The sequence below is a fragment of the Mesorhizobium sp. M0051 genome (genome assembly GCF_040323235.1).
Taxonomy (GTDB): Bacteria; Pseudomonadota; Alphaproteobacteria; order Rhizobiales; family Rhizobiaceae; genus Mesorhizobium.
Map to the genome: position 1 here is coordinate 27,574 of NZ_JAMYUT010000018.1, position 19,979 is coordinate 47,552.

Consider the following 19,979-nt stretch of genomic DNA (forward strand, 5'->3'; position numbering starts at 1 on the left):
GACGCAGGGAGATTAGGTGGGCTGGGGTCAGGCGGCGAGGATTTCAACCTGCTCGGCCAAGGACGGGTTCGGATCTAAGCTCGCCTGCGGTTGCACATCACGTTGACCATTTCCTTACCGCTCAATCAAAATCAATGTGACAACACCAAATCTGGAACAAAATCGCGTGTGTCGCCGCAGCGTGTAACTGGGGGGCCTGAATCCATCTGACTCCCGCTGTATTCCCGCAGGGCGCAAAGCATGCTTACGAGCCGCATCTCGTGAACGTTGTTGCAGTGGACCTCCAGGAGCCGTGGGTTCGCAAAGACCATGGCAAGCACCTGGGCCCGCGATACCGCGACGTTGATCCGATTGAGGCTGAAGAGGAAATCGACTCCGCGCGGGATTTCATCCGCCGACGAAGTGGTCATGGATACCATGCAGACAGGAGCTTCCCGCCCTTGGAACTTGTCGACGGTTCCGATCCGGGAACCAGGAGGAAGCGAACTTCTCAGGGCGTTCACCTGCGCGTTGTAGGGCGCAACGATCAGGATGTCTTGACGCGTCAGGCTTCTTTCCTTGCCATCACGATCGCGGAACCTGACTCCAATGAGGCGATCCATTTCGCGGCGGATAGCATCGATTTCCTCGACAGCGACCTGTCTGTTACCGGTGTGCTGAACTTCCACAAAGTGAACACCTGAGGATCGATTGGCATCTGAGATGATCGCTTGTCTGGCGGCGCCTTCATCTGAGGCGAGCCGGCTCTCATAAATGATGTCGGAGATGAACCGGCACACACCGGGATGCATCCGGCGTGATATTGGCAAGAAAATGCCCATGTCGGCCGGAACAGTGTTATGCCCGGCGAGCAGATACTCGAGCGACGGCAGCCCACTTTCTCCAGGATGCGCACCCTGAATCGGCTGAGGCAACTGCATAGGATCGCCAACCAGCACGATGTTTTTGGCACAGGTGCCCATGGCAACGATGTTCGCCACCGAAACCTGGCCAGCCTCGTCGACAAACAGATAGTCGAAAGCCTGTTGGAATTCTGGCCTCGACAGCAGCCAAGCCGTCCCGCCCACCACTGAGGCCTTGATCAACTGACTGTCTTCATTTTTGGACGTGACGTATATTGAGCCATACGGATCGTCGAAGCCGTCTCCCCCCTTCTTTGCTATGGCGACCGATGTGCCGGCTTCGTTGGCTCTATCGACCACCGCACACAGCAGATTGTCGATGGCCTTGTGGCTGTTGGAGGCTACTGCAATCCGCTTCCCTCGCTTGGCCAAATCCAGGATAGCGCAGGAACTGACGTAAGTCTTTCCAGTGCCAGGTGGTCCCTGGACGGCCACTGTACTGCGATCGAGGTCACCGACCGCAGTGATGATTTCCGGAACGACATCTGAAGACGGATCGATGATGTTCGACTGTCTACCATGGCTCAGAAAGCGAGGTCTGCAACGCTGCAAGAAATCCAGGATTGCCGGGAACTGCCGATCGTCCCGAACGATTGAGGCCACCGCGCGTTGAATGGCGCCTTCGATGGTCCGGGTATCCAGCGGTCCTGCAGGAACCAGGCACGTCGATTCGGGTGCGTCATCGTAGCGGTTCATTGAAAACTGCACGACCGCGCGATTGCTAGTTCGATCGATCTCGATCAGCTTCGCGGAAGACGGCAGGCCGTCCACCTCGATATGGCAATCTCCCACGTCGGTCGTCGTCTCCTGTGCCGGAAACTCATAGGTGCGCTGCCAGTACCTGCCGGCTACAGACCTTGCCGAGACAGCTTCCAGCCCGCCGAGGCAGTCGAGATCATCCACCAGTTCATCCGCCTCCCTCCCTATCTTGTCAAAGATCGACCACCAGGCCGGCTTCCTTTCTCGCGGGTGGAAGTAGCTCAGATCAAACAGCAGGTCGGCCAGCCGATCCCCTAGTTGCGCACGAACTGGCCGCAGCCTTTCCCGCAGTTCGTCCGCGGCCGCTTGCTCGGCAGCAGCTCTCTCAAGATTACAGCCGGCGCCTTCGTCCGCCCCTCCCCGATCCCGCCATTCCATGTTTGGGGGACGCACCTCGGCTATTAACCAGTCGCGGAGCAGCTGCGTGGAGATGCAGTCAACCCGGTTGTAGTGGCGGATTTCATCGAGAATGCTTTGGTCGCCCGTCTCGCGCCATTTTTCATAGGCGACTACGCTGCCACCGGCAGTCTTCACCTCCCCGGTGCGTGCTTCCATGTAGAAGACTTCCAGATTCTTGAGCGAGTAGCGCGGTTCCGACGCAATCAGACCTGCCGAGACCACGCTGTAGAGATCGACGAACCTGTTCTCCCTGAGCATCTGATCCAGCAGCGCCTCGCCTACGCCATGACTGCTGGTGAGCTGGCGCAGGGCCGAAACCTCATACGCGGCGTAGTGACAGATGTGTGCTCTCGGGAACCGCTTCAGACGGTCCTCGAAGAAGACCATCAGCTGCCGCAGCGCCTCTTTCTCTTCCGTGCGATTGTGCGCCCAGAAATCTCGAAATTCTCCACTGCCTCTACTGCCGAACCAGACCCCATGGAGATATTCCAGCCCGTCCTCGTAGAAGGGATCGCCTTCGATGTCATAGAACAGGTCTCCTGCATCGGGCTTCGGAAGCAGAGCCAGGCCCCGGCTAGGGTCGAACGGCTTAAGTTCGAACGAAGGCCGCCCTCCGGCCCGCCGCGCTGTCTGCAGACGAGCCTGGGTTCGCAACCTGCTCAGCGTCGTCTCCGCTAGCTTCGGGACTCCTTCATTGTGCTGCCCAAGGGCAGCCATTGTCGTCACGCCAGCTGCAACAGCTTGCTCCGCTGGCTCCTGGAGATGCCAGCTACAAGGGAAAGGCTGTCCGACTCCTCCCAATGCGTCTGGCAAACCTCGCGCCAGCGGCACAGGTCGCACATCTTCACCGGATCGGGAGAGGTCGCGGGCGGATCGGCTACAAAGCGTTCCAGCCGGGATCGTGCATGGCGAGCATATGCCGCATAGTCCAATAGCCTGAAGGAGAAACGCTCACCGTTCCGCAGCTCAATGTGGGCATATTCCGGTTGAAGACCCTGAGCCTTAGCTAAAAGATCCGAATACAGCACAAGCTGCAGAATGTGTTTCGGGTCCGGCTTCCGTTTCAGCTTGGTATCAATGACCTTATAGGAATAGGCGCCCAGCAACGAGGGCTTATCGACCTTGATGAGAAAATCGGACCACCCGCCCCAGGGCGGCCCGAAAAACGCGCCCTGGAAGAGGACATCCGCGCCGGCAAACAGCGCCGCACGCGTTTCCTTGGCAGCGGCTGGCAAATCCCGGTCGCGGCCGAACTCGATAACGCGATGGCCTTCTGCACGCAGCTTGGCAAGAAACTTCGCTTCGTGGGCGTCGCCCTGCTTCTGGAGGATCTTGGCATCCTCCGTGTCCTCGGCGGGGAAAAGAGGTTCCCCCTTTGCGTATCTGAGATCCATCGCGGTCGCATGAATACAGCCCATGAACCGCATCAGGTCCGATGCGGAAAGCAAAATCTCCGAGCCTTCCAGTTTCATTTCACTCCCCCACCCAAAACATAGTAGAACCGTAAGCACTGATCGTGACAATAGCTGTCACCCGGATTGGTGAAGATCGATGTCATTTGAGAAGGCGCAGCAGCTGATTGAGCTTGCAACGTATGTTGCAGTCCGAAGAATGGGCGTGACAGTTGACGACGTCGGGGAGCGGTTTCGCGTATCCAAACGCACCGCGCAGCGGATGCTGCATACGCTCGAAGTTCAATTTCCCGATACCGAACCCAGCTTCGAAGACGATGGGCGTAAACGTTGGCGGTTACAGACGGGAGCTCTGCGCGATCTGCTCACGCTCACTCCCGATGAACTGGCGGCGCTGGATCTCTCGATTGAGACACTGGAACGGAATGCTCAAGGTCTGGAGGCCGAGCACCTCCGTTCTTTGCGAGAAAAAATACTGGCGCTGGTGCCGGGCAATCGGATCGCACGTCTGGAAACTGACCACGAAGCATTGCTTGAGGCGCAGGGTCTCGCAGCCCGCCCGGGGCCTACGACAAGGCTGGCGCCACACGTGGGTTCGACCATAGCAACGGCGCTCAAGGGGTCGCAGCGGTTGAAGATCGTCTACCAGTCCCGCGGGTCAGCTACATCCACCGAGCGGGTGGTCGAACCTTATGGAGTGTTGATCGGAATCCGACGCTATCTGGTGGCCAGGCCAACAACTGATCGCGCGGGTCCACTCAGGCACTTCGTGGCTGAGAAGATCGAACACGCGGAACTCACCGGCGAGGTCTTCGAACGTGATCCAGGCTTCGACATTCATGCGCATGCGCGCAAGGCGTTCGGAGCTTTTCAGAACGACAGTGAGTTTGGCGAAGTCATCTGGAAGTTCAAGCCTGACGCAGCGCTGCATGCACGAACTTTCCTGTTCCATCCGGCTCAGATCCTGGAGGATCAATCCGACGGTTCACTGATCGTGCGTTTCTGGGCGTCCGGTCATATGGAGATGTGCTGGCACCTCTATATGTGGGGAGACAAGGTTGAGGTCGTGGCGCCGGAGGCCCTTCGCAGAATGGTCGAGACGCACCAGCGCTCTGACTTTCCCTCGCTTCCATAGAATGCAATTTCCTAAACAGCTTTGAACCGCGGGAACTACACGATCCCCGCCTGGTGACAGATTCTGGCATTAGCCTGTGGAAACCTGAAATCCCGAGGGATTGGCAGCCTAGGCAGACACCTAAGCGCAGCCCAGTATCTGTTTCGGGGAATCAAAGCCTTCTCACGCGAAGGCAAAAGGTGAGGGCATGGCTTTTCGATTTGTTCATACGGCGGACGTTCACCTGGATTCGCCTCTTCGGTCGCTGGCGCTGCGCAACCCGGAACTAGGCGAACTGATTGGCAACGCGACGCGGCGTGCTTTTGTCAATATCGTCGATCTCTGCCTATCCGAGCAGGTCAACGCGCTTCTTCTCGCGGGTGATCTCTACGATGGCGATCAGACCTCCATGAAAACTGCGCGGTTCCTTTCCGAGCAAATCCGCCGACTGGACCAAGCCGGAGTGCGGGTGTTCATCATCCGAGGCAACCACGATGCGTTGTCGAAGATCACCAGAGAACTAACGTACCCGGAAACCGTAAAAGTCTACGGTGGGCGCCCGGAGGCTATCTCGCTCGAATTGGATCAAGCGACCCCTGTGGTTATTCACGGGCTTAGCTTTGCGCAGGCCCAGTGTCCCGAAAATCTGGCGGGAAAGTACAAACCACGGATCGAGGGCGCTGTTAACATCGGTCTTCTGCACACCAGCCTCGCAGGAACGAGGGGGCACGATCCCTACGCACCCTGCGACGTCTCGGATCTGGAGGCGACAGAGTTCGACTATTGGGCGCTCGGCCACATTCACAAGCGATCAATCAGTAACGGACGCTGCACGATCGTGATGCCTGGCATGCCCCAGGGGCGCGACATCAACGAATCTGGTCCGAAATCGGTGAGTCTTGTTACGATCGCTGATGACCGAAACGTCCACATTGAGGAAAGGTTCACCAGCATCGCCCAATTCGAGCGCGTCGTGATCGACCTCGACGGCATCGCAGATTGGCGTCACATGGTGACCACGGTAGCGGGCAACCTGGGGGCAGCGCGGGAAGCTGCAAATTCCGATCACCTTGTGGTCCGGCTTTCCTTCACCGGACGAACGCCGCTCGCATGGCAGCTCCGTAACGACGTCGACCTCATCAAGACCGAAGCCGAGCACAGGGCATCTGTCATTGGCCGGACCTGGATCGAGAAAGTGGAGATCCAGTGCACCGACCTCGTTTCTGGGGATGGGACCAACGGAGATCCACTCGTCGAACTTCGAGAGCTTGTCGGAAGCGAGATCATCGGTTCGGAAGCTTACCATGCGGCGCTCATCGATATTGGGGAGGAGCTTCGTGGTCATCTGCCACCTGAAAGCAGAGGTACTTTCGGTGCTGATCAGGAGGAGTTTCGGGCGACGTTGCGCCTGCTCGCGCAGGAGGGGGTCGAAGATGTGCTCGCACGGCTCCATCGTCGGAAGCAGGATGAGGTAGCATGATGCGCATCAACCGGCTTGACCTTACCCGCTACGGCAAATTCACAGATAAGCACATCGACTTCGGGCCTGTGGAGCCGGGCCGTCCAGATCTACATATCATCTACGGTCCGAACGAGGCGGGCAAATCGACCGCCCTATCTGCATTCCTCGACCTTCTCTTCGGCATCGAGTCCCGCAGCCGCTATGATTTCCTCCATCCTTACTCAACGATGCGCATCGGGGCCGCATTGGACATCGGTGGTGTTGCCCGTGAGCTAGTCCGGATCAAGAAGCCCCAAAGCAGTCTGCTCGGTCCGGGCGATCAGCCGATCGGCGAGCATTTGATACTCGGCGAGCTTGGTGGGGTTGAGCGGGACGTCTATTGCGCGATGTTTTCCCTCGACGATGACACCCTTGAGGAAGGCGGGAAGAGCATCCTGGCCAGCAAGGGTGATCTCGGACAGCTTCTGTTTTCGGCAAGCACAGGTTTGGCCGCACTAAGTCAGACACTTGTTGTATTGCGTTCGCAGGCCGACGGCCTTTTCAAACTCCGTGCCCGAAGCAGTGAAATCGGCGACTTGAAAAGTCGGCTTTCCGATCTGAAGGAGCGAAAAGAGCAGATTGACACGCTCGCCACCCATTACCGCCAGATGGTGGAAACCAAGGAGCGGTCACTGGCACACTATGACGAAGCGATGGCTGACCGAACCCGGACGCAGCTTCGGCTTGACGAGATTAAGAACCTGCTGACCGCACTGCCACGACTGGCGGAATTGCGGGACATCCGCGACAGTCTCGCTGAGTTGCAAGATGTTCCCGAAGCGCCGCCTTTGTGGGGAAACCAACTTCCGGGAATTCATCAGGAAGACATCGAGCTTGCCGTGAAGCGGGAGACGGCGAAAGCGTCCATCGCCGAGATTGAGAAAGGGCTCAATGCCATTCCCGTTGACGACATCGCGCTCACCTTGGGGCAAAGGATGGACGCTATCGGCGAGCTGCACGCCCGTTATGTCACCGCTGAAAGGGATCTGCCGGACCGTCGCCTGCAATTGATGGAAGTCGACCGGGAAATTGCGAATATTCTGCGGCTTCTCGAACGCCCTGAAGGAGACGAGCCGAGCAGCCTGATGCTCGGAAGTCGCATTTCTGGAAGCATCAGAGATCTCGTTGAACGCCGCTCCGGTATCGACGCGACACTTCAAAACGCGAAGCGCGAAGCCGAAGAGGCGAACCGCCGTCTGATCGAGTTGCGGAGCAAGCTGTCGAGCGAAGCCGCTGCCTCCATTAACGGCAAAGCCATTGCGGCGCTGGCGAGGGAGCTCTCGGTTCTTCGAGAGAACGATCATGCCGCCCGTCGCCGCGTCGCCGAACGCTCCCGTGTGGATCTTAAAGAAACACTGGCGCAGCAGATGTCGGAACTCCGACCGTGGGGTGAAAGCGTTGACCAGGTACGGCAAATGAGAGTGCCGGCACCTTCTGAGCTGGAGTCCTGGAAATCAGCTCTGTCTAAAGCGGAAGCCGAGATCGATCGCTACAGCGATGACAGCAGGCGCCTCACGAGTGAGCTGCGGTGTTTGCGAGCCGAACTGGATGCATTGAAGAATTCCACCGGCGTCGTGGACGATCTTGAGGCAGCGACGTCGCGATCAGCGCGTGAAGCGGCATGGGCTACGCATCGTGACGCGCTCGATGAATCGACCGCTGCGGCGTTTGAGACCGAGCTGCGGAAAGACGACCTGATCACCAGCGTACGGCTGGGACAGATGAGCGACCTGGCGAAGCTGAACCAAACTTATCAGAGGCTCGCCGTCGCGGAAGCGGAATTGGATCGCTCAGCGGAGTTGCTGAACGCGGCGAAGTCGAAACGCGAAGCTATCAGGGCCGAAATTCTGGAGTCCGCTCGGAAAATGGCTCTGACCGTTTCTGGCGAGATCAAGCTAGGTGGGCTTGAGGCATGGCTGGGACGCCGCGAAATGGTCCTCGCGACAGCCGACTTGCTCCGGGAGGCCGAAGGTGACTTACGCCAGGCGGAAGCGGACGGCTCGGCGGCGCGCAACCGGCTCTCGGCGGCATTATCGGCGGCAGCCATTTCCCAGGATCACTCTGACTCCTACGAAGCGCTTTTGGCCAGGGCCCAGTTCGCCGTTGATCTTGAAGTCGAACACAAGAACTTGAGGGAGCAACTTGAACGCTGCGAAAGGGAGCAGGCTTCCCGCCAGTCAGCCCTTGAAACGGCAACTGCCGACGAGGCGCAATGGGACGCGTCATGGGCTGAGGTTTGCAAGAGCTGTTGGCTCGGCGCAGGAGGAACTATCCCCAGCCTCGCAACCGCCAAGGAGGTATTGGACAGACTTGCCGAGCTTGGCCCGGCCACTCAACGGCAAGCCGGCTTGGCAGATCGCATCGCCAAGATGGAGGAAGATCAGGCAGCCTTCTTGCGCGAACTGTCCGTCATGGCTGCGGAACTCGGATTGGACCGATCAGCAGAGAGTGCCCTGAGACTCTGGGCGCTGATGTCCGCGAGAGTGGAAGAGGCTCGGGCGAAAAAGGCAGAAAGGGAATCCAAGCACCTTGCGCGCGAGGATCAGATTCTCAAAAACCGAGACCTGGAGGCTGAAATCGCGATTTGCGAGCGCCGCAAATCTGAAATGACGCAGCTGTTCGGAGTATCTTCGCTGCAGGAGGTAGAGAAGAAGCTGCGCATGATCGAGCAGAGGAGAGACTTGCGCCGCCGGTCCGATACCATCGAACGCGAAATCCGAGAGGCGCTGTCAATCCAGGACATGGCCGATGTCGAACAGATGCTTGATGCCGCGGATCGGCCCGCGCTGGAGGTCGAGCAGGTAGAACTTAGGGCCCGGTTTGAGGATCAGGATCGGCGCGTACGGGAGCTGTTTACGGCATACAGCAAAGCGTCCGACGAGGTGGATGCCGTCGACGGCGAGAGTGCCGTGGCTGTTCTTGAAGAGCAACGGCGCACGGTCCTCCTGGAAATCGAGGATAAGGCGTTCAGCTACTTCCGCCTTAGGGCCGGCATCGTCGCGGCCGAGCAAGCCTTGAGCCTCTACCGCGACAAGCATCGCAGTTCGATGATGGTTCGCGCCTCGGAGGCTTTTCAGGTGATCAGCCGCGGCGCCTATCGCGGTCTGGCGACCCAGCCTGACAAGGACACCGAAGTGCTTATTGGCATCGGGGCTGATGGGAGTTCCAAGCTGGCGCAGGAAATGTCAAAGGGAACGCGCTTCCAACTCTATCTCGCGCTCAGAGTGGCCGGCTACCACGAGTTCGCCCAATCTCGCACCCCCGTTCCCTTCATCGCCGACGACATCATGGAGACGTTCGACGACTTCCGTGCGGAGGAAGCCTTCCGGCTATTCGCCGACATGGCGAAAGTGGGTCAGGTGATCTACCTGACGCATCACCAGCATCTTTGTGATATCGCCAGGCGGGTTTGTCCCAATGCGCGCATACACGAGTTGGCGCCGCCGCTCGTCTTGGAAAGCCGTGCGGCCTGATGGGCAGGCACAGAAACCGGATAGCTATCCAAGTATCGGCAACACGACCGCGATGGCCCAACACCGGTCTGAGAGCCGCGTGGCGACGAATTTCTCCACGTCAACCATGCCCATCATGTAAACTTAGGCTCTGAAATCGTCATATGTCGAAGCCCTCAAAGGCTCCATCGCCCCTCAGGCTGATCGCCGAAGGTGCCCCCGTAACACCGGTTACCTGAAGATCCGTTTTCCAAGTTGTTCCGCCTGCCGTCGCAGGGATCTGCGGAAACTTTATCGAGAAGGGCTCGTGCTGGAGCGTGTTTTCGTTATAGTTGCTTTTCGCCTGGGAGGGAGGCACCTAAGTTAGCCTTGTGCGCAGGTGTTCGCTCGATCGGGCCTGATCGGGTGTGTGTGCATGAAGCTCATTCGGAATAGCGGCAACGAAAGGGTGGTCGATCGACTGCGCGAATGGCTTGTCCAGGACGTGTCCGTTGATTTGATGTCACCGAGCTTTTCCGTGCACGCGTTTGCGGAAGTTCGGGAGCTCATTGAGAAGGCAGAGAAGTGCCGCCTGCTGCTGGGTGATGAAACGGCACTCGCGGAGGCGCTTTTCGGCGGCCCTGCCGATATCGCCTTTCGCGGTCAGCTTCATGGCCGTTGGCTTGCACGGCTCGCTGCCGATTGGATCAAGAAGCGTGCAGAGGTCAGGTGCGCTCTTTCGGCGCCACCTCAGTCGCTCATCGTCGTTCAGGGGACGGGAACGCGGCGGGCATTGCTCGGCACTTGCTCCTTCACCACGGAAGGCCTCGGGATCACGCCAGGCGGTCAACTCGGGCTGGTTCAGGCTTCGGACGAGGACGAGGAAGCCGCTGCGTTTGCCGACTGGTTCCGGGCGAACTGGGATGGCATCAAGGCGGGCTCGACGGCAAAGGACAAACTTGTCGGTTTGCTCGAAGAGGCAGGCACCCAGCGCGCGCCGTCGCTTCTCTATTTCCAGATACTGTTTCAGCTATTCAAGGATCTCGGCGACGAGCTCGATGAAGAGCGGATCATCAAGTCCGCGACCGGCATACGAAACACGATCGTTTGGAAGAAGCTGTTCCGGTTCCAGCGCGATGGCGTAGTGGGTGCCATCGATAAGCTAGAACGCATCGGCGGCTGCATTATCGCCGATAGCGTCGGCCTCGGTAAGACGTTCGAGGCGTTGGCGGTCATCAAGTACTATGAGCTTCGCAACGATCGGGTTCTCGTGCTTTGCCCGAAGCGGCTGAGGGACAACTGGACGCTCTACAAGGCCAACGACCGGCGGAACGTCCTGGCCGAGGATCGCCTCAACTACGATGTCCTGAACCACACCGATCTATCCCGCGATGGCGGATTGTCGGGAGATATCGACCTCTCCCACGTCAACTGGGGAAACTACGATCTCGTCGTCATCGACGAGTCCCACAACTTCCGAAACAAGGCGACGCACAAGGACCGCGACACGCGCTACGACCACCTGATGAAGCGGGTGATCAAGGCCGGCGTGAAAACCAAGGTGCTCATGCTATCCGCGACGCCGGTGAACAGTCGCCTGGCGGACCTGAAGAACCAGATCGCGTTCATGACCGAGGGCAACGATCTAGCGCTGATCGGCCACGGTATTCCAAGCATCGAGGCGACGATCAGGAAAGCCCAGGCGCAGTTCAACCGCTGGCTCGATTTGCCGGAGGCCGAACGCCGTCCTGCGCGGTTGATGGACATGCTGGGCTTCGACTATTTCAAGCTTCTGGACATGTTGACGATCGCGCGGTCGCGTAAGCACGTTCAGCGCTATTACGGCACGGCCGAGACCGGGCAATTCCCCGAGCGGCTTCGGCCCTTCAATATCAAGGCGGACGTCGATCTGGCAGGCGAATTCCGGCCCATCCGCGAGATCAACAACGAGATCCGGCGGCTGACGCTCGGCGCCTATGCGCCCTTGCGCTACGTGCTTCCGCACAAGCAGGCGGCCTACGACGAAAAATACAGCACGAAAATCCGCGGCGGCGAGAGCTTCTTTCGGCAGGTCGATCGCGAGGAAAGCCTGATCCACCTTCTTCGGGTGAACATCCTGAAGCGCATGGAGAGTTCGGTTGCCTCATTCGCTCTCACCATCAAGCGGCAGCTCGCCGACGTTGAGGGCCTACTTTCGAAGATCGACGCGCACGATGAGTCGGTTGAAGAAGCGACGATCGACGACATCGACGTTGACGACTCTGCGTTCGAGTCTCTGCTCGTCGGGCGAAAGGTGAAGGTGCTGCTTCAGGACGTTGACCGAGTGCGTTGGCGGCAGGACCTCATCGAGGACCGTAACCGCCTCGCGACGCTTCTATCAGCGGCCCGCTCTGTGACGGCTGATCGGGACGCAAAGCTGGAAGCACTGAAGCAGGTGATCGCCAAGAAAGCCCACGAGCCGATCAACGACGGTAATCGAAAGCTGCTTCTTTTCACCGCCTTCGCCGATACCGCGGATTATCTTTACCGCGAGCTGGCGCCCTGGGCGAAAAGGACGTTGGGATTAAACGCCGCGGTGGTCACTGGCACTGGCGCGAACAAGACCACCATGCCGAGCATGCGCAGCGATATGAGCACGATCCTCAGCGCTTTTTCGCCGCGCTCGAAGGAGCGGCCCGCGGAAATGGCGGTCGAAGGCGAGATCGATTTGCTGATCGCCACCGACTGCATTTCGGAAGGCCAGAACCTTCAGGATTGCGACTTTCTGATCAACTACGACATTCACTGGAACCCCGTTCGGATCATCCAGCGGTTTGGCCGCATCGACCGGATCGGTTCTCCGAACACGCAGATTCAGCTCGTCAACTTTTGGCCGAACATGGAGCTGGACGAGTATCTCGATCTCGAATCCCGCGTGAGCGGTCGCATGGTGCTGCTGGACGTTTCGGCGACGGGCGAGGAGAACGTCATAGAGTTTCAGGCCGGCAACCAGATGAACGATCTGGAATACCGCCGCGCCCAACTTCAGAAGCTGCAAGACGCCGTGATCGACCTCGAAGACCTGTCGAGCGGTGTCTCGATTGCTGACCTCACGCTGAACGATTTCCGCATCGATCTTTCCGGCTATCTGCGGGAGAATAAGGAGCGCCTCGAAGCGCTGCCGCTTGCGACCTATGCGGTCACGTCGGCCCCGCGAAGCACTGCCCCGAGCGTCGACACGGGCATTCAGCCAGGCGTGATCTTCTGCCTTCGCGCGGTTGGCGACGCGGCGCTGAAATCGCCGGAGCCGGGCTATCCCTTGAGCCCGCACTACGTCGTGCATGTTGGCGAGGACGGCGAAATCAAGCTTCCCTACACACAGGCGAAGCAGGTGCTGGATGCTTTGAAGAAGCTCAGCCTCGGCCGCGATCTGCCCGACGCGGAAGCTAGCATCCGGTTCGACAAGGCGACGCGCTTCGGCAGGGACATGGAGCCATTTCAGAAACTGCTCGCCCGGGCTGTCGCGTCCGTCGTTGGCAAGAAGGAAGAGCGGGCAGTCGCGAGCCTCTTTTCGCCAGGCGGTACCCACGCCATGAAGGGCGAGTTTGCCGGGATCAACGACTTCGAGGTTGTCGCGTTTCTTGTGGTGCTTCCGGACGCCGAGGGTGCAGCGGCGTGACGACGGAAGCCGGCATCCTCGCAGTTGTCGAGGCTTTGGGCTTGCCGCCCGAAGCCCGCGTGGATGCGCGGGTGCCGAAGAAGCTTCTCGTGGAACAGGGCGCGCCGACCGCCTCCGACAAGCGTGCCATTCAGGACGGGATCGACGAGCTGCAATGGCTTGCCGCCTGCAAGCCAACCACCATCGGCGTGCCGAGCTTCGCTGATGATACGCGGGAATACCTTGAGATCGCGGTCGTTGCCTGTGCCTTTCGGCCTGATGCGAAGGCCGCGCGTCTGATCGAATTGATCCACCGCGCCATTCCCTACCCAGTGGTTCTCGTTACCTCCGACGAACAGGGTGTCGCGCTATCGGTGGCGCACAAGCGCCATGCGCAAAATGAAGCAGGTAAAGTCGTCATCGAGCGCGTCGTTTCGATTGCTGGAATTAGCAAAGAACAGTTGAATCCCAACGAACAGGCGTTTCTCGAAAGTCTACCCCTTGCCAAGCAGTCCCGCCGCAACCTATGGACCTTGTATGAGGGTTGGCTGGTCCGAATCGAAGCGCTCAGCGCCGCCAGGCTGAGCGGCGCCTTTGCAGCGAGCGATGACGCCGTGACGATCGAGCGCCGCCGCGAAGCCCTCGAAGCCCAATCCCGGCTGATGCGCGAGATCATCGGTCTTCGAGCCAAGGCCACCCGCGAGAAGCAGCTGAACCGGCGCGTCGATCTCAACTTAGAGATCCAGCGCTTGGAGGCCGAGATCGCAGCCCACCAGAAAAAACTTTGAGAACGGAACGCGTGGACATCCGAATACGAGAATGGATCTGAGGGGCAACATGACTTCCACGGTACTTTGGCGGCGGCTTAGTGCGACAGATTTTAGGGCAATCAACGGGAATGCTTCGCCGTATGGCCGCGGAGGCGGAGCCATGCACATAGCCCTTGGCGTGCGCACTGCCCAATTTCCCATCGACAACTTCCTAGGTGCCTCGGGGAAGACCGATGCAACCATCTCAGCTGCCGCCGATCGTGAAAGAACACAGGTGGGAGAGCTAGCCTTTAGCGGAAATCCAAAGCGCAGAGGTGGTGAATGGCGAATCCGTGATCAGTACAGCAACCGCCACCCCGCATGGGCATCGACCGCCGGTTTCCCCACAACTTACGATGCCAGCGATCCGCCCTACATCTTGGTATTCAAGAGCGGAAAATCATTTCACGCTCGGTTTTCTCTTGAAAGCAGCTTGAGAAAGATGAGCCCTGCGCGCAGACCAAAGGGGATTCTTTCCAACAATATCGGAATTGCGATAGCGCCACATGAGTTTGTCAATTCGCTACTTGTTCCACAGACAAGTAGGCTGGATGAATTTGAGATACAAAGGGACGCGACTGTCGCAGAAGAATTCGATCCGAAGAATATTTCCGACGGTCGTAAGCGCATAATCGCTTCGGTGATCCGGCGGTTGGGGCAACAGACTTTTCGCCGCAAATTGATCTCCGCGTACAGCGGACAATGCGCCTTGACATGCTGCAAGACGCCCTGGGTTCTGGAAGCTGCGCATATCAGTCCATATCGGGGGATAAAGACGAACGCAGTTTCTAATGGGCTCTTGCTTCGAGCGGATGTTCATACACTTTTCGACCTCGCCCTCGTTGCCATCGAGCCCACGAAGTTAGTCGTTAGAGTTTCGAAGCTTCTAGAGGGATCGATGTATGAAGCTCTCGACGGCAAGCATCCCGTGCTGCCGGCCAAGGCCGCCCTTCACCCAAGTGTGGCAGCGCTCGAATATCACTACGGACTTTTCCACCCTTAGCTGCTCCCAAGACAAGAAGAACATCTGCGAATGGAAGGCGTGACGATGGCCAATATCGAGAAGCTCGACCCAAGGAGCTCAATCACCAAAAGTGCCGACATTGTAGCGGACAACGTCGAGTCCTTAAGGTCCCTTTTCCCGGAGGCATTCAAGGAGGGGCGAATTGATCTCGGGATTCTCCGGGAGCTGCTGGGTGCTGTCGTTGATGAGCGCGACGAGAAATACGGGCTGAACTGGCATGGCAAACGCCGTGCGCGACAGATCGCGCTGACGCCGTCCACCGGCACGCTACTGCCATGCCCGGACGAAAGCGTCGATTGGAACGCTACCCAGAACATTATGATCGAAGGCGACAATCTCGAAGTCCTTAAGCTCTTGCAGAAGAGCTACGCCGGCAAGGTGAAGCTTATATACATCGATCCGCCCTATAACACGGGAAAGGATTTCGTTTATCCTGATGACTATAGCGACAATGTCAGGAACTATCTTGAGCTTACGGGGCAGGTTGAAGGCGGTCGAAAAATTTCGTCGAATACTGAAGCGTCTGGCCGATTTCACACCGACTGGCTGAACATGATTTATCCGCGTTTGAAGCTCGCAAGAAACCTTCTCCATTCAGCTGGTGTAATTCTAGTTTCGTGCGACGACGGCGAAGTCGCGAATCTCCGCGCTATATTGAATGACATATTTGGTGAGGAAAATTTCGTTGCGCAATTTGTGTGGAAGGCTCGTCAGTTTACTGATGCGCGCGCAAACACAAACATATCAACCGACCATGAGTACATCGTCGCCTATGCCCGGGACGATGGCTTCTCGCTCAAGGGTGTGGGCCGCGATGAGTCGAAATTCGGAAATCCAGACGGTGATCCGCGTGGGGATTGGATGAGCCGTAGCATGCTCGGCCTTGCTACGAGAGATCAGCGACCAAACCTTCACTACGACGTCGTCGATCCGTTGACTGGAAGGGTGTTCCCCCCGAATGCCTCCACGGGATGGCGATATTCGAAAGATAAGATGGCGGAGCTGATATCCGAGGGAAAAGTTCTGTTTCCCAGGAATGATGACGGAAGACCTCGCGAGAAGAAATTTCGGAGCGAGATGCGATCGGAGTTCATTGCATTCCGGTCGATTATTGATGGTGTACATACAGCAGATGGGACCCAGGAGATACGCTCACTGTTCGGCGTTGACCTCTTTGCGTTCCCAAAACCGACAGCGCTGATTGCGAGTCTCATTGAGCAGGTCGCCGCGGATGGTGATATCGTTCTGGATTTTTTTGCCGGGTCGGGAACGACCGGACACGCCCTTTTGAAGCAAAATGCTGCGGAGAATGTAAAGCGCCGATACGTCCTTGTCCAACTTCCCGAGCCTCTCGACCCCAGTAACAGAGAACAAAAGGTTGCATCGGATTTCTGCGATAAGTTGGGAAAGCCTCGCACTATAGCCGAACTAACTAAAGAAAGGCTCCGACGTTCTGCAGCGCGGATCGATGAAGAAAATCCCCTCTTCAAGGGTGATTTTGGGTTCCGCGTCTTCAAGCTTGCATCATCGAATATCCGCGCTTGGGAGCCGGTCGCAGCCGATCTCGAAAGCAGCCTGCTGAAGAATGCTGAGCATCTCGTCCAAGGTCGCAAGGAGCAGGACGTGCTCTATGAGCTGCTGTTGAAGCTCGGGCTCGATCTTTGCGTGCCGATCGAGACGAAGAGCATCGCCGGCAAGTCCGTGAATTCCATCGGTGGGGGTGCGCTGATCGTCTGCCTTGCCGATGGGTTGAGCAAGGACGTGGTCGAGCCGCTAGCTTCGGGGATCGTGACGTGGCGCACGGCGCTTGCACCTGCCGTCGACACGCGCGTCGTGTTCAAGGATTCGGGCTTCGCCGATGATGTCGCCAAAACCAACATGGCGGCGATCCTCAGTCAGAACGGCATCACCGACGTTCGCAGCCTGTAGGAGGGGTTCGATGAAACTGCATTTCGAACCCGATCTTGACTACCAGAAGCTGGCGATCGAGTCCGTCGCTGATTTGTTCCGCGGCCAGGAGATCAACCGCACCGAATTCACGGTGACGCGCCGCCCGCTGGCCGAACGCACCGGGCAAGGCAGCCTCGATCTTGGCGGCTTCCTGGGCGCGCAAGGCGAACTAGGCCTGGTTGAAAGCGAACTCGGCATCGGCAACCGCCTGACGCTGCTCGATGACGAGATCATCGGAAATCTGAACGACATCCAGCTTCGCAATGGCCTCGCGCCGTCAACGGCGCTCACCTCCGGCGACTTCACAGTCGAGATGGAGACCGGCACAGGCAAAACATACGTCTATGTGCGCACCATTTTCGAGCTGAACCGGCGCTACGGCTTCACCAAGTTCGTGATCGTCGTGCCTTCGGTCGCGATCAAGGAGGGCGTCTACAAGACGCTTCAGATCACCGAAGAGCACTTCAAGGGCCTCTATTCCGGCCAGCCCTTCGATTATTTCCTCTACGATTCCGGCAAGCTGGGGCAGGTACGCAATTTCGCGACCAGCCCGAACATTCAGATCATGGTGGTGACGGTCGGCGCCATCAACAAGAAGGACGTGAACAACCTCTATAAGGACAGCGAGAAGACCGGTGGCGAGCGCCCGATCGACTTGATCCGCGCCACACGGCCGATCCTGATCGTGGATGAGCCGCAAAGCGTTGATGGTGGTCTTGAAGGCCGCGGGCGTTCGGCTCTCGCGGAGATGAACCCGCTCTGCACGCTTCGCTATTCGGCCACCCATGTCGACAAGCACCACATGGTATTTCGCCTCGATGCGGTCGATGCCTATGAGCGCAAGCTTGTTAAGCAGATCGAAGTTGCGTCGATGGAGGTCGAGGGCGGGTACAACAAGGCATATGTGCGCTTTGTTTCGGCCAGCAACGGCAAGGGACCAGTGACGGCGCGCGTCGAGATCGACGTTCAGGATGGCAAGGCGGTGCGTCGCAAAGAGGTGGTCGTTCAGGACGGCGACGATCTTCAGGAACTGACAAAGCGTGCCGTGTATGCCGATCGCCGGATCGGCGAGATCCGCGCCGCGAAGGACAGCCAGCTCCTGGAAGTAAAGCTTCCGGGTGGCGAAACCTTCCTCTCACCCGGCGAGGCGGTTGGCGATGTAGACGCGGACGCCATGAAGCGACTGATGATCCGCCGCACGATCCAGGAGCATCTGGAAAAAGAGAAACGCCTCGCACCGCTTGGCATCAAGGTGTTGAGCCTCTTCTTCATCGATGCCGTCGAGCACTACCGGTCGTATGACGAGGACGGCAATCCGACGAAGGGCAAATACGCCCGAATCTTCGAGGAAGAGTACCGCCGCGCAGCGAAGCTCCCGGAGTTCGTGAGCCTGTTTAACGAGGTCGATCTCACCTCGGAAGCCGAGGAGGTTCATGATGGCTACTTCTCGATCGACAAGGCGCGGCGCTGGATCGATACGGCCGACAATAACCAGGCAGGCCGGGACAACGCCGAACGCGCCTACAACCTGATCATGAAGGACAAGGAGAAGCTGCTGGGCTTCGAGACCAAGCTCAAGTTCATCTTCTCCCACTCGGCCCTCAAGGAGGGCTGGGACAATCCGAACGTCTTCCAGATATGCGCGCTCCGCGAGATGGGCACGGAACGCGAGCGTCGCCAGACGATTGGCCGAGGCCTGCGCCTCTGCGTCAATCAGCAAGGCGAGCGGTTACGCGGGTTCGAGGTCAATACGCTGACCGTCGTCGCCACCGAAAGTTACGAGGAGTTCGCCGAGAACCTGCAAAAAGAGATCGAGAGGGACACCGGCATTAAGTTCGGGATTGTCGAGAAGCACCAGTTCGCCGCCATTCCAGTGGCGAAGGCTGATGGCTCAACGGGCATGCTGGGATTCGACGTATCCGCCGCGATCTTCGAGCACTTGAAGACGCAAGGTTTCGTTGACCCGAAGGGTAAGGTTCAGGACACGCTGCGCGCGGCGCTGAAGGACGGCACTTTCGGTTTGCCGAAAGAACTCGAAGGGCATGTTGCGGCGGTTCGCGAGCTGCTGAAGAAGGTCGCCGGCAAGCTCGATATCAAGAACGCCGACGAGCGCGTCGTCGTCAAAACACGGCAGGCCATTCTGGAAAGCGCGGAGTTCCAGGCGCTTTGGGATCGCATCAAGCACAAGACGACCTATCGCGTTCACTTCGACAATGAAAAGCTGATCGCCGACTGCGCCAAGGCAATCGCCAACGGCCCGCCGGTTTCCAAGGCGCGTGTCCGGATCAGGAAGGCCGATCTTTCCATCGGCCAGGGTGGCGTTGAAGCCACGGAGCGCGACAAGAACAGCGGGATGATCGTCACGATCGAGGAGGGTGACATCGCGTTGCCCGACGTGCTCACCGATCTCCAGGATCGCACCCAACTCACGCGCAAGAGCCTTGTCCGCATCCTCACCGAGTGCGGGCGGTTGAAGGACTTCAAGCGCAATCCGCAGGCCTTCATCGAGATCGCGGGTGAAGTGATCAACCGCACCAAGCGGTTGGCGTTGGTCGATGGGATCAAATACCAGCGGATCGGTGACGAGCACTACTACGCTCAGGAACTTTTCCAGCAGGAAGAGCTAACGGGCTATCTGAGGAACATGCTCAAGGACGCAACGAAGTCAGTCTTCGAGCACGTTGTCTATGATTCCGGCGGCGTCGAACGGACGTTCGCGGAGCAGCTCGAAAAGAACGAGTCGGTGAAAATCTACGCCAAGCTTCCGGCGTGGTTCAAAGTGCCGACGCCGCTGGGTACGTACAATCCTGATTGGGCGGTGCTGGTGGAGGTCAGCGGCGAGGAGCGTCTCTATTTCGTGATCGAGACGAAGGGCAGTTTGTTCACCGACGATCTTCGCGATAACGAAGCGGCGAAGATCATATGTGGCGAGGCTCACTTCAAGGCGCTTGAGATCGATCCGAACCCGGCCCGCTATATCAAGGCAACGAAGATCGACGACCTGATGGAGCGTTGTTGACTGACTGGCATACGCGAGAACG

11 protein-coding genes are annotated in these 19,979 nt (G+C 58.4%); 8 read left to right on the forward strand and 3 right to left on the reverse strand.

The window, feature by feature from the left end; genetic code table 11:
- Positions 1 to 131: 131 nt before the first annotated feature.
- Both NKJ90_RS19185 and NKJ90_RS19190 read right to left on the reverse strand, forming a co-directional pair.
- Complete coding sequence (locus tag NKJ90_RS19185) at positions 132 to 2,777, reverse strand: TM0106 family RecB-like putative nuclease (protein WP_352486495.1); 2,646 nt, start codon at positions 2,775 to 2,777, stop codon at positions 132 to 134.
- Positions 2,778 to 2,782: 5 nt separating this feature from the next.
- Positions 2,783 to 3,532 carry a TM0106 family RecB-like putative nuclease gene (locus NKJ90_RS19190; protein WP_352486496.1) on the reverse strand — a complete coding sequence of 250 codons (750 nt, stop codon included), beginning with the start codon at positions 3,530 to 3,532 and terminating at the stop codon, positions 2,783 to 2,785.
- Between the two features lie 79 nt (positions 3,533 to 3,611).
- Between NKJ90_RS19190 and NKJ90_RS19195 the strand changes: the two genes are divergently transcribed.
- The 3 genes from NKJ90_RS19195 (at position 3,612) to NKJ90_RS19205 (ending at position 9,560) form a co-directional block, all read left to right on the forward strand.
- Entirely contained in the window at positions 3,612 to 4,607 is a 996-nt protein-coding gene (locus tag NKJ90_RS19195) for a helix-turn-helix transcriptional regulator (RefSeq protein ID WP_352486497.1), read from the forward strand.
- 187 nt (positions 4,608 to 4,794) lie between these two features.
- Complete coding sequence (locus tag NKJ90_RS19200; protein ID WP_352486498.1) at positions 4,795 to 6,066, forward strand: metallophosphoesterase family protein; 1,272 nt, start codon at positions 4,795 to 4,797, stop codon at positions 6,064 to 6,066.
- The gene (locus tag NKJ90_RS19205) at positions 6,063 to 9,560 is read left to right on the forward strand and encodes an AAA family ATPase (protein WP_352486500.1); all 3,498 of its coding nucleotides are present in this window, start codon (positions 6,063 to 6,065) and stop codon (positions 9,558 to 9,560) included. Before NKJ90_RS19200 ends, NKJ90_RS19205 begins: the two co-directional genes overlap by 4 nt.
- Positions 9,561 to 10,041: 481 nt before the next feature.
- On the opposite strand, the gene NKJ90_RS19210 is transcribed toward NKJ90_RS19205, so the two are convergent.
- Complete coding sequence (locus NKJ90_RS19210) at positions 10,042 to 10,191, reverse strand: hypothetical protein (RefSeq protein WP_352486622.1); 150 nt, start codon at positions 10,189 to 10,191, stop codon at positions 10,042 to 10,044.
- Between the two features lie 471 nt (positions 10,192 to 10,662).
- Between NKJ90_RS19210 and NKJ90_RS19215 the strand changes: the two genes are divergently transcribed.
- The 5 genes from NKJ90_RS19215 to NKJ90_RS19235 all read left to right on the forward strand — a co-directional run bounded on the left by NKJ90_RS19215 (position 10,663) and on the right by NKJ90_RS19235 (position 19,957).
- Positions 10,663 to 13,176 (forward strand): helicase-related protein, encoded by a 2,514-nt coding sequence (locus NKJ90_RS19215; protein WP_352486608.1) that lies wholly within the window; start codon positions 10,663 to 10,665, stop codon positions 13,174 to 13,176.
- Positions 13,173 to 13,943: a DUF4391 domain-containing protein gene (locus NKJ90_RS19220; RefSeq protein ID WP_127253921.1), complete on the forward strand. Its 771-nt coding sequence runs from the start codon at positions 13,173 to 13,175 to the stop codon at positions 13,941 to 13,943. The genes NKJ90_RS19215 and NKJ90_RS19220 overlap by 4 nt, the downstream gene beginning before the upstream one ends.
- Positions 13,944 to 14,085: 142 nt before the next feature.
- On the forward strand, positions 14,086 to 14,967 hold the full coding sequence (locus NKJ90_RS19225) for an HNH endonuclease (RefSeq protein ID WP_352486502.1): 882 nt from the start codon (positions 14,086 to 14,088) through the stop codon (positions 14,965 to 14,967).
- 30 nt (positions 14,968 to 14,997) lie between these two features.
- Positions 14,998 to 16,917, forward strand: coding sequence for a site-specific DNA-methyltransferase (locus tag NKJ90_RS19230; protein ID WP_352486503.1), 1,920 nt, complete (start codon positions 14,998 to 15,000; stop codon positions 16,915 to 16,917).
- 10 nt (positions 16,918 to 16,927) lie between these two features.
- A complete protein-coding gene (locus tag NKJ90_RS19235) occupies positions 16,928 to 19,957 on the forward strand; it encodes a type III restriction-modification system endonuclease (protein ID WP_352486504.1) in 3,030 nt (1,009 codons plus the stop codon).
- Positions 19,958 to 19,979: the final 22 nt, after the last annotated feature.

Coding starts and splice junctions, on each gene's coding strand:
- NKJ90_RS19200 (WP_352486498.1), top strand. CDS start 4,795: ATGGCTTTTCGATTTGTTCATACGGCGGACGTTCACCTGGATTCGCCT.
- NKJ90_RS19195 (WP_352486497.1), top strand. CDS start 3,612: ATGTCATTTGAGAAGGCGCAGCAGCTGATTGAGCTTGCAACGTATGTT.
- NKJ90_RS19235 (WP_352486504.1), top strand. CDS start 16,928: ATGAAACTGCATTTCGAACCCGATCTTGACTACCAGAAGCTGGCGATC.
- NKJ90_RS19185 (WP_352486495.1), bottom strand. CDS start 2,777: ATGGCTGCCCTTGGGCAGCACAATGAAGGAGTCCCGAAGCTAGCGGAG.
- NKJ90_RS19225 (WP_352486502.1), top strand. CDS start 14,086: ATGCACATAGCCCTTGGCGTGCGCACTGCCCAATTTCCCATCGACAAC.
- NKJ90_RS19205 (WP_352486500.1), top strand. CDS start 6,063: ATGATGCGCATCAACCGGCTTGACCTTACCCGCTACGGCAAATTCACA.
- NKJ90_RS19190 (WP_352486496.1), bottom strand. CDS start 3,532: ATGAAACTGGAAGGCTCGGAGATTTTGCTTTCCGCATCGGACCTGATG.
- NKJ90_RS19230 (WP_352486503.1), top strand. CDS start 14,998: ATGGAAGGCGTGACGATGGCCAATATCGAGAAGCTCGACCCAAGGAGC.
- NKJ90_RS19210 (WP_352486622.1), bottom strand. CDS start 10,191: ATGAAGCTGACCGCGAAAGGCGATATCGGCAGGGCCGCCGAAAAGCGC.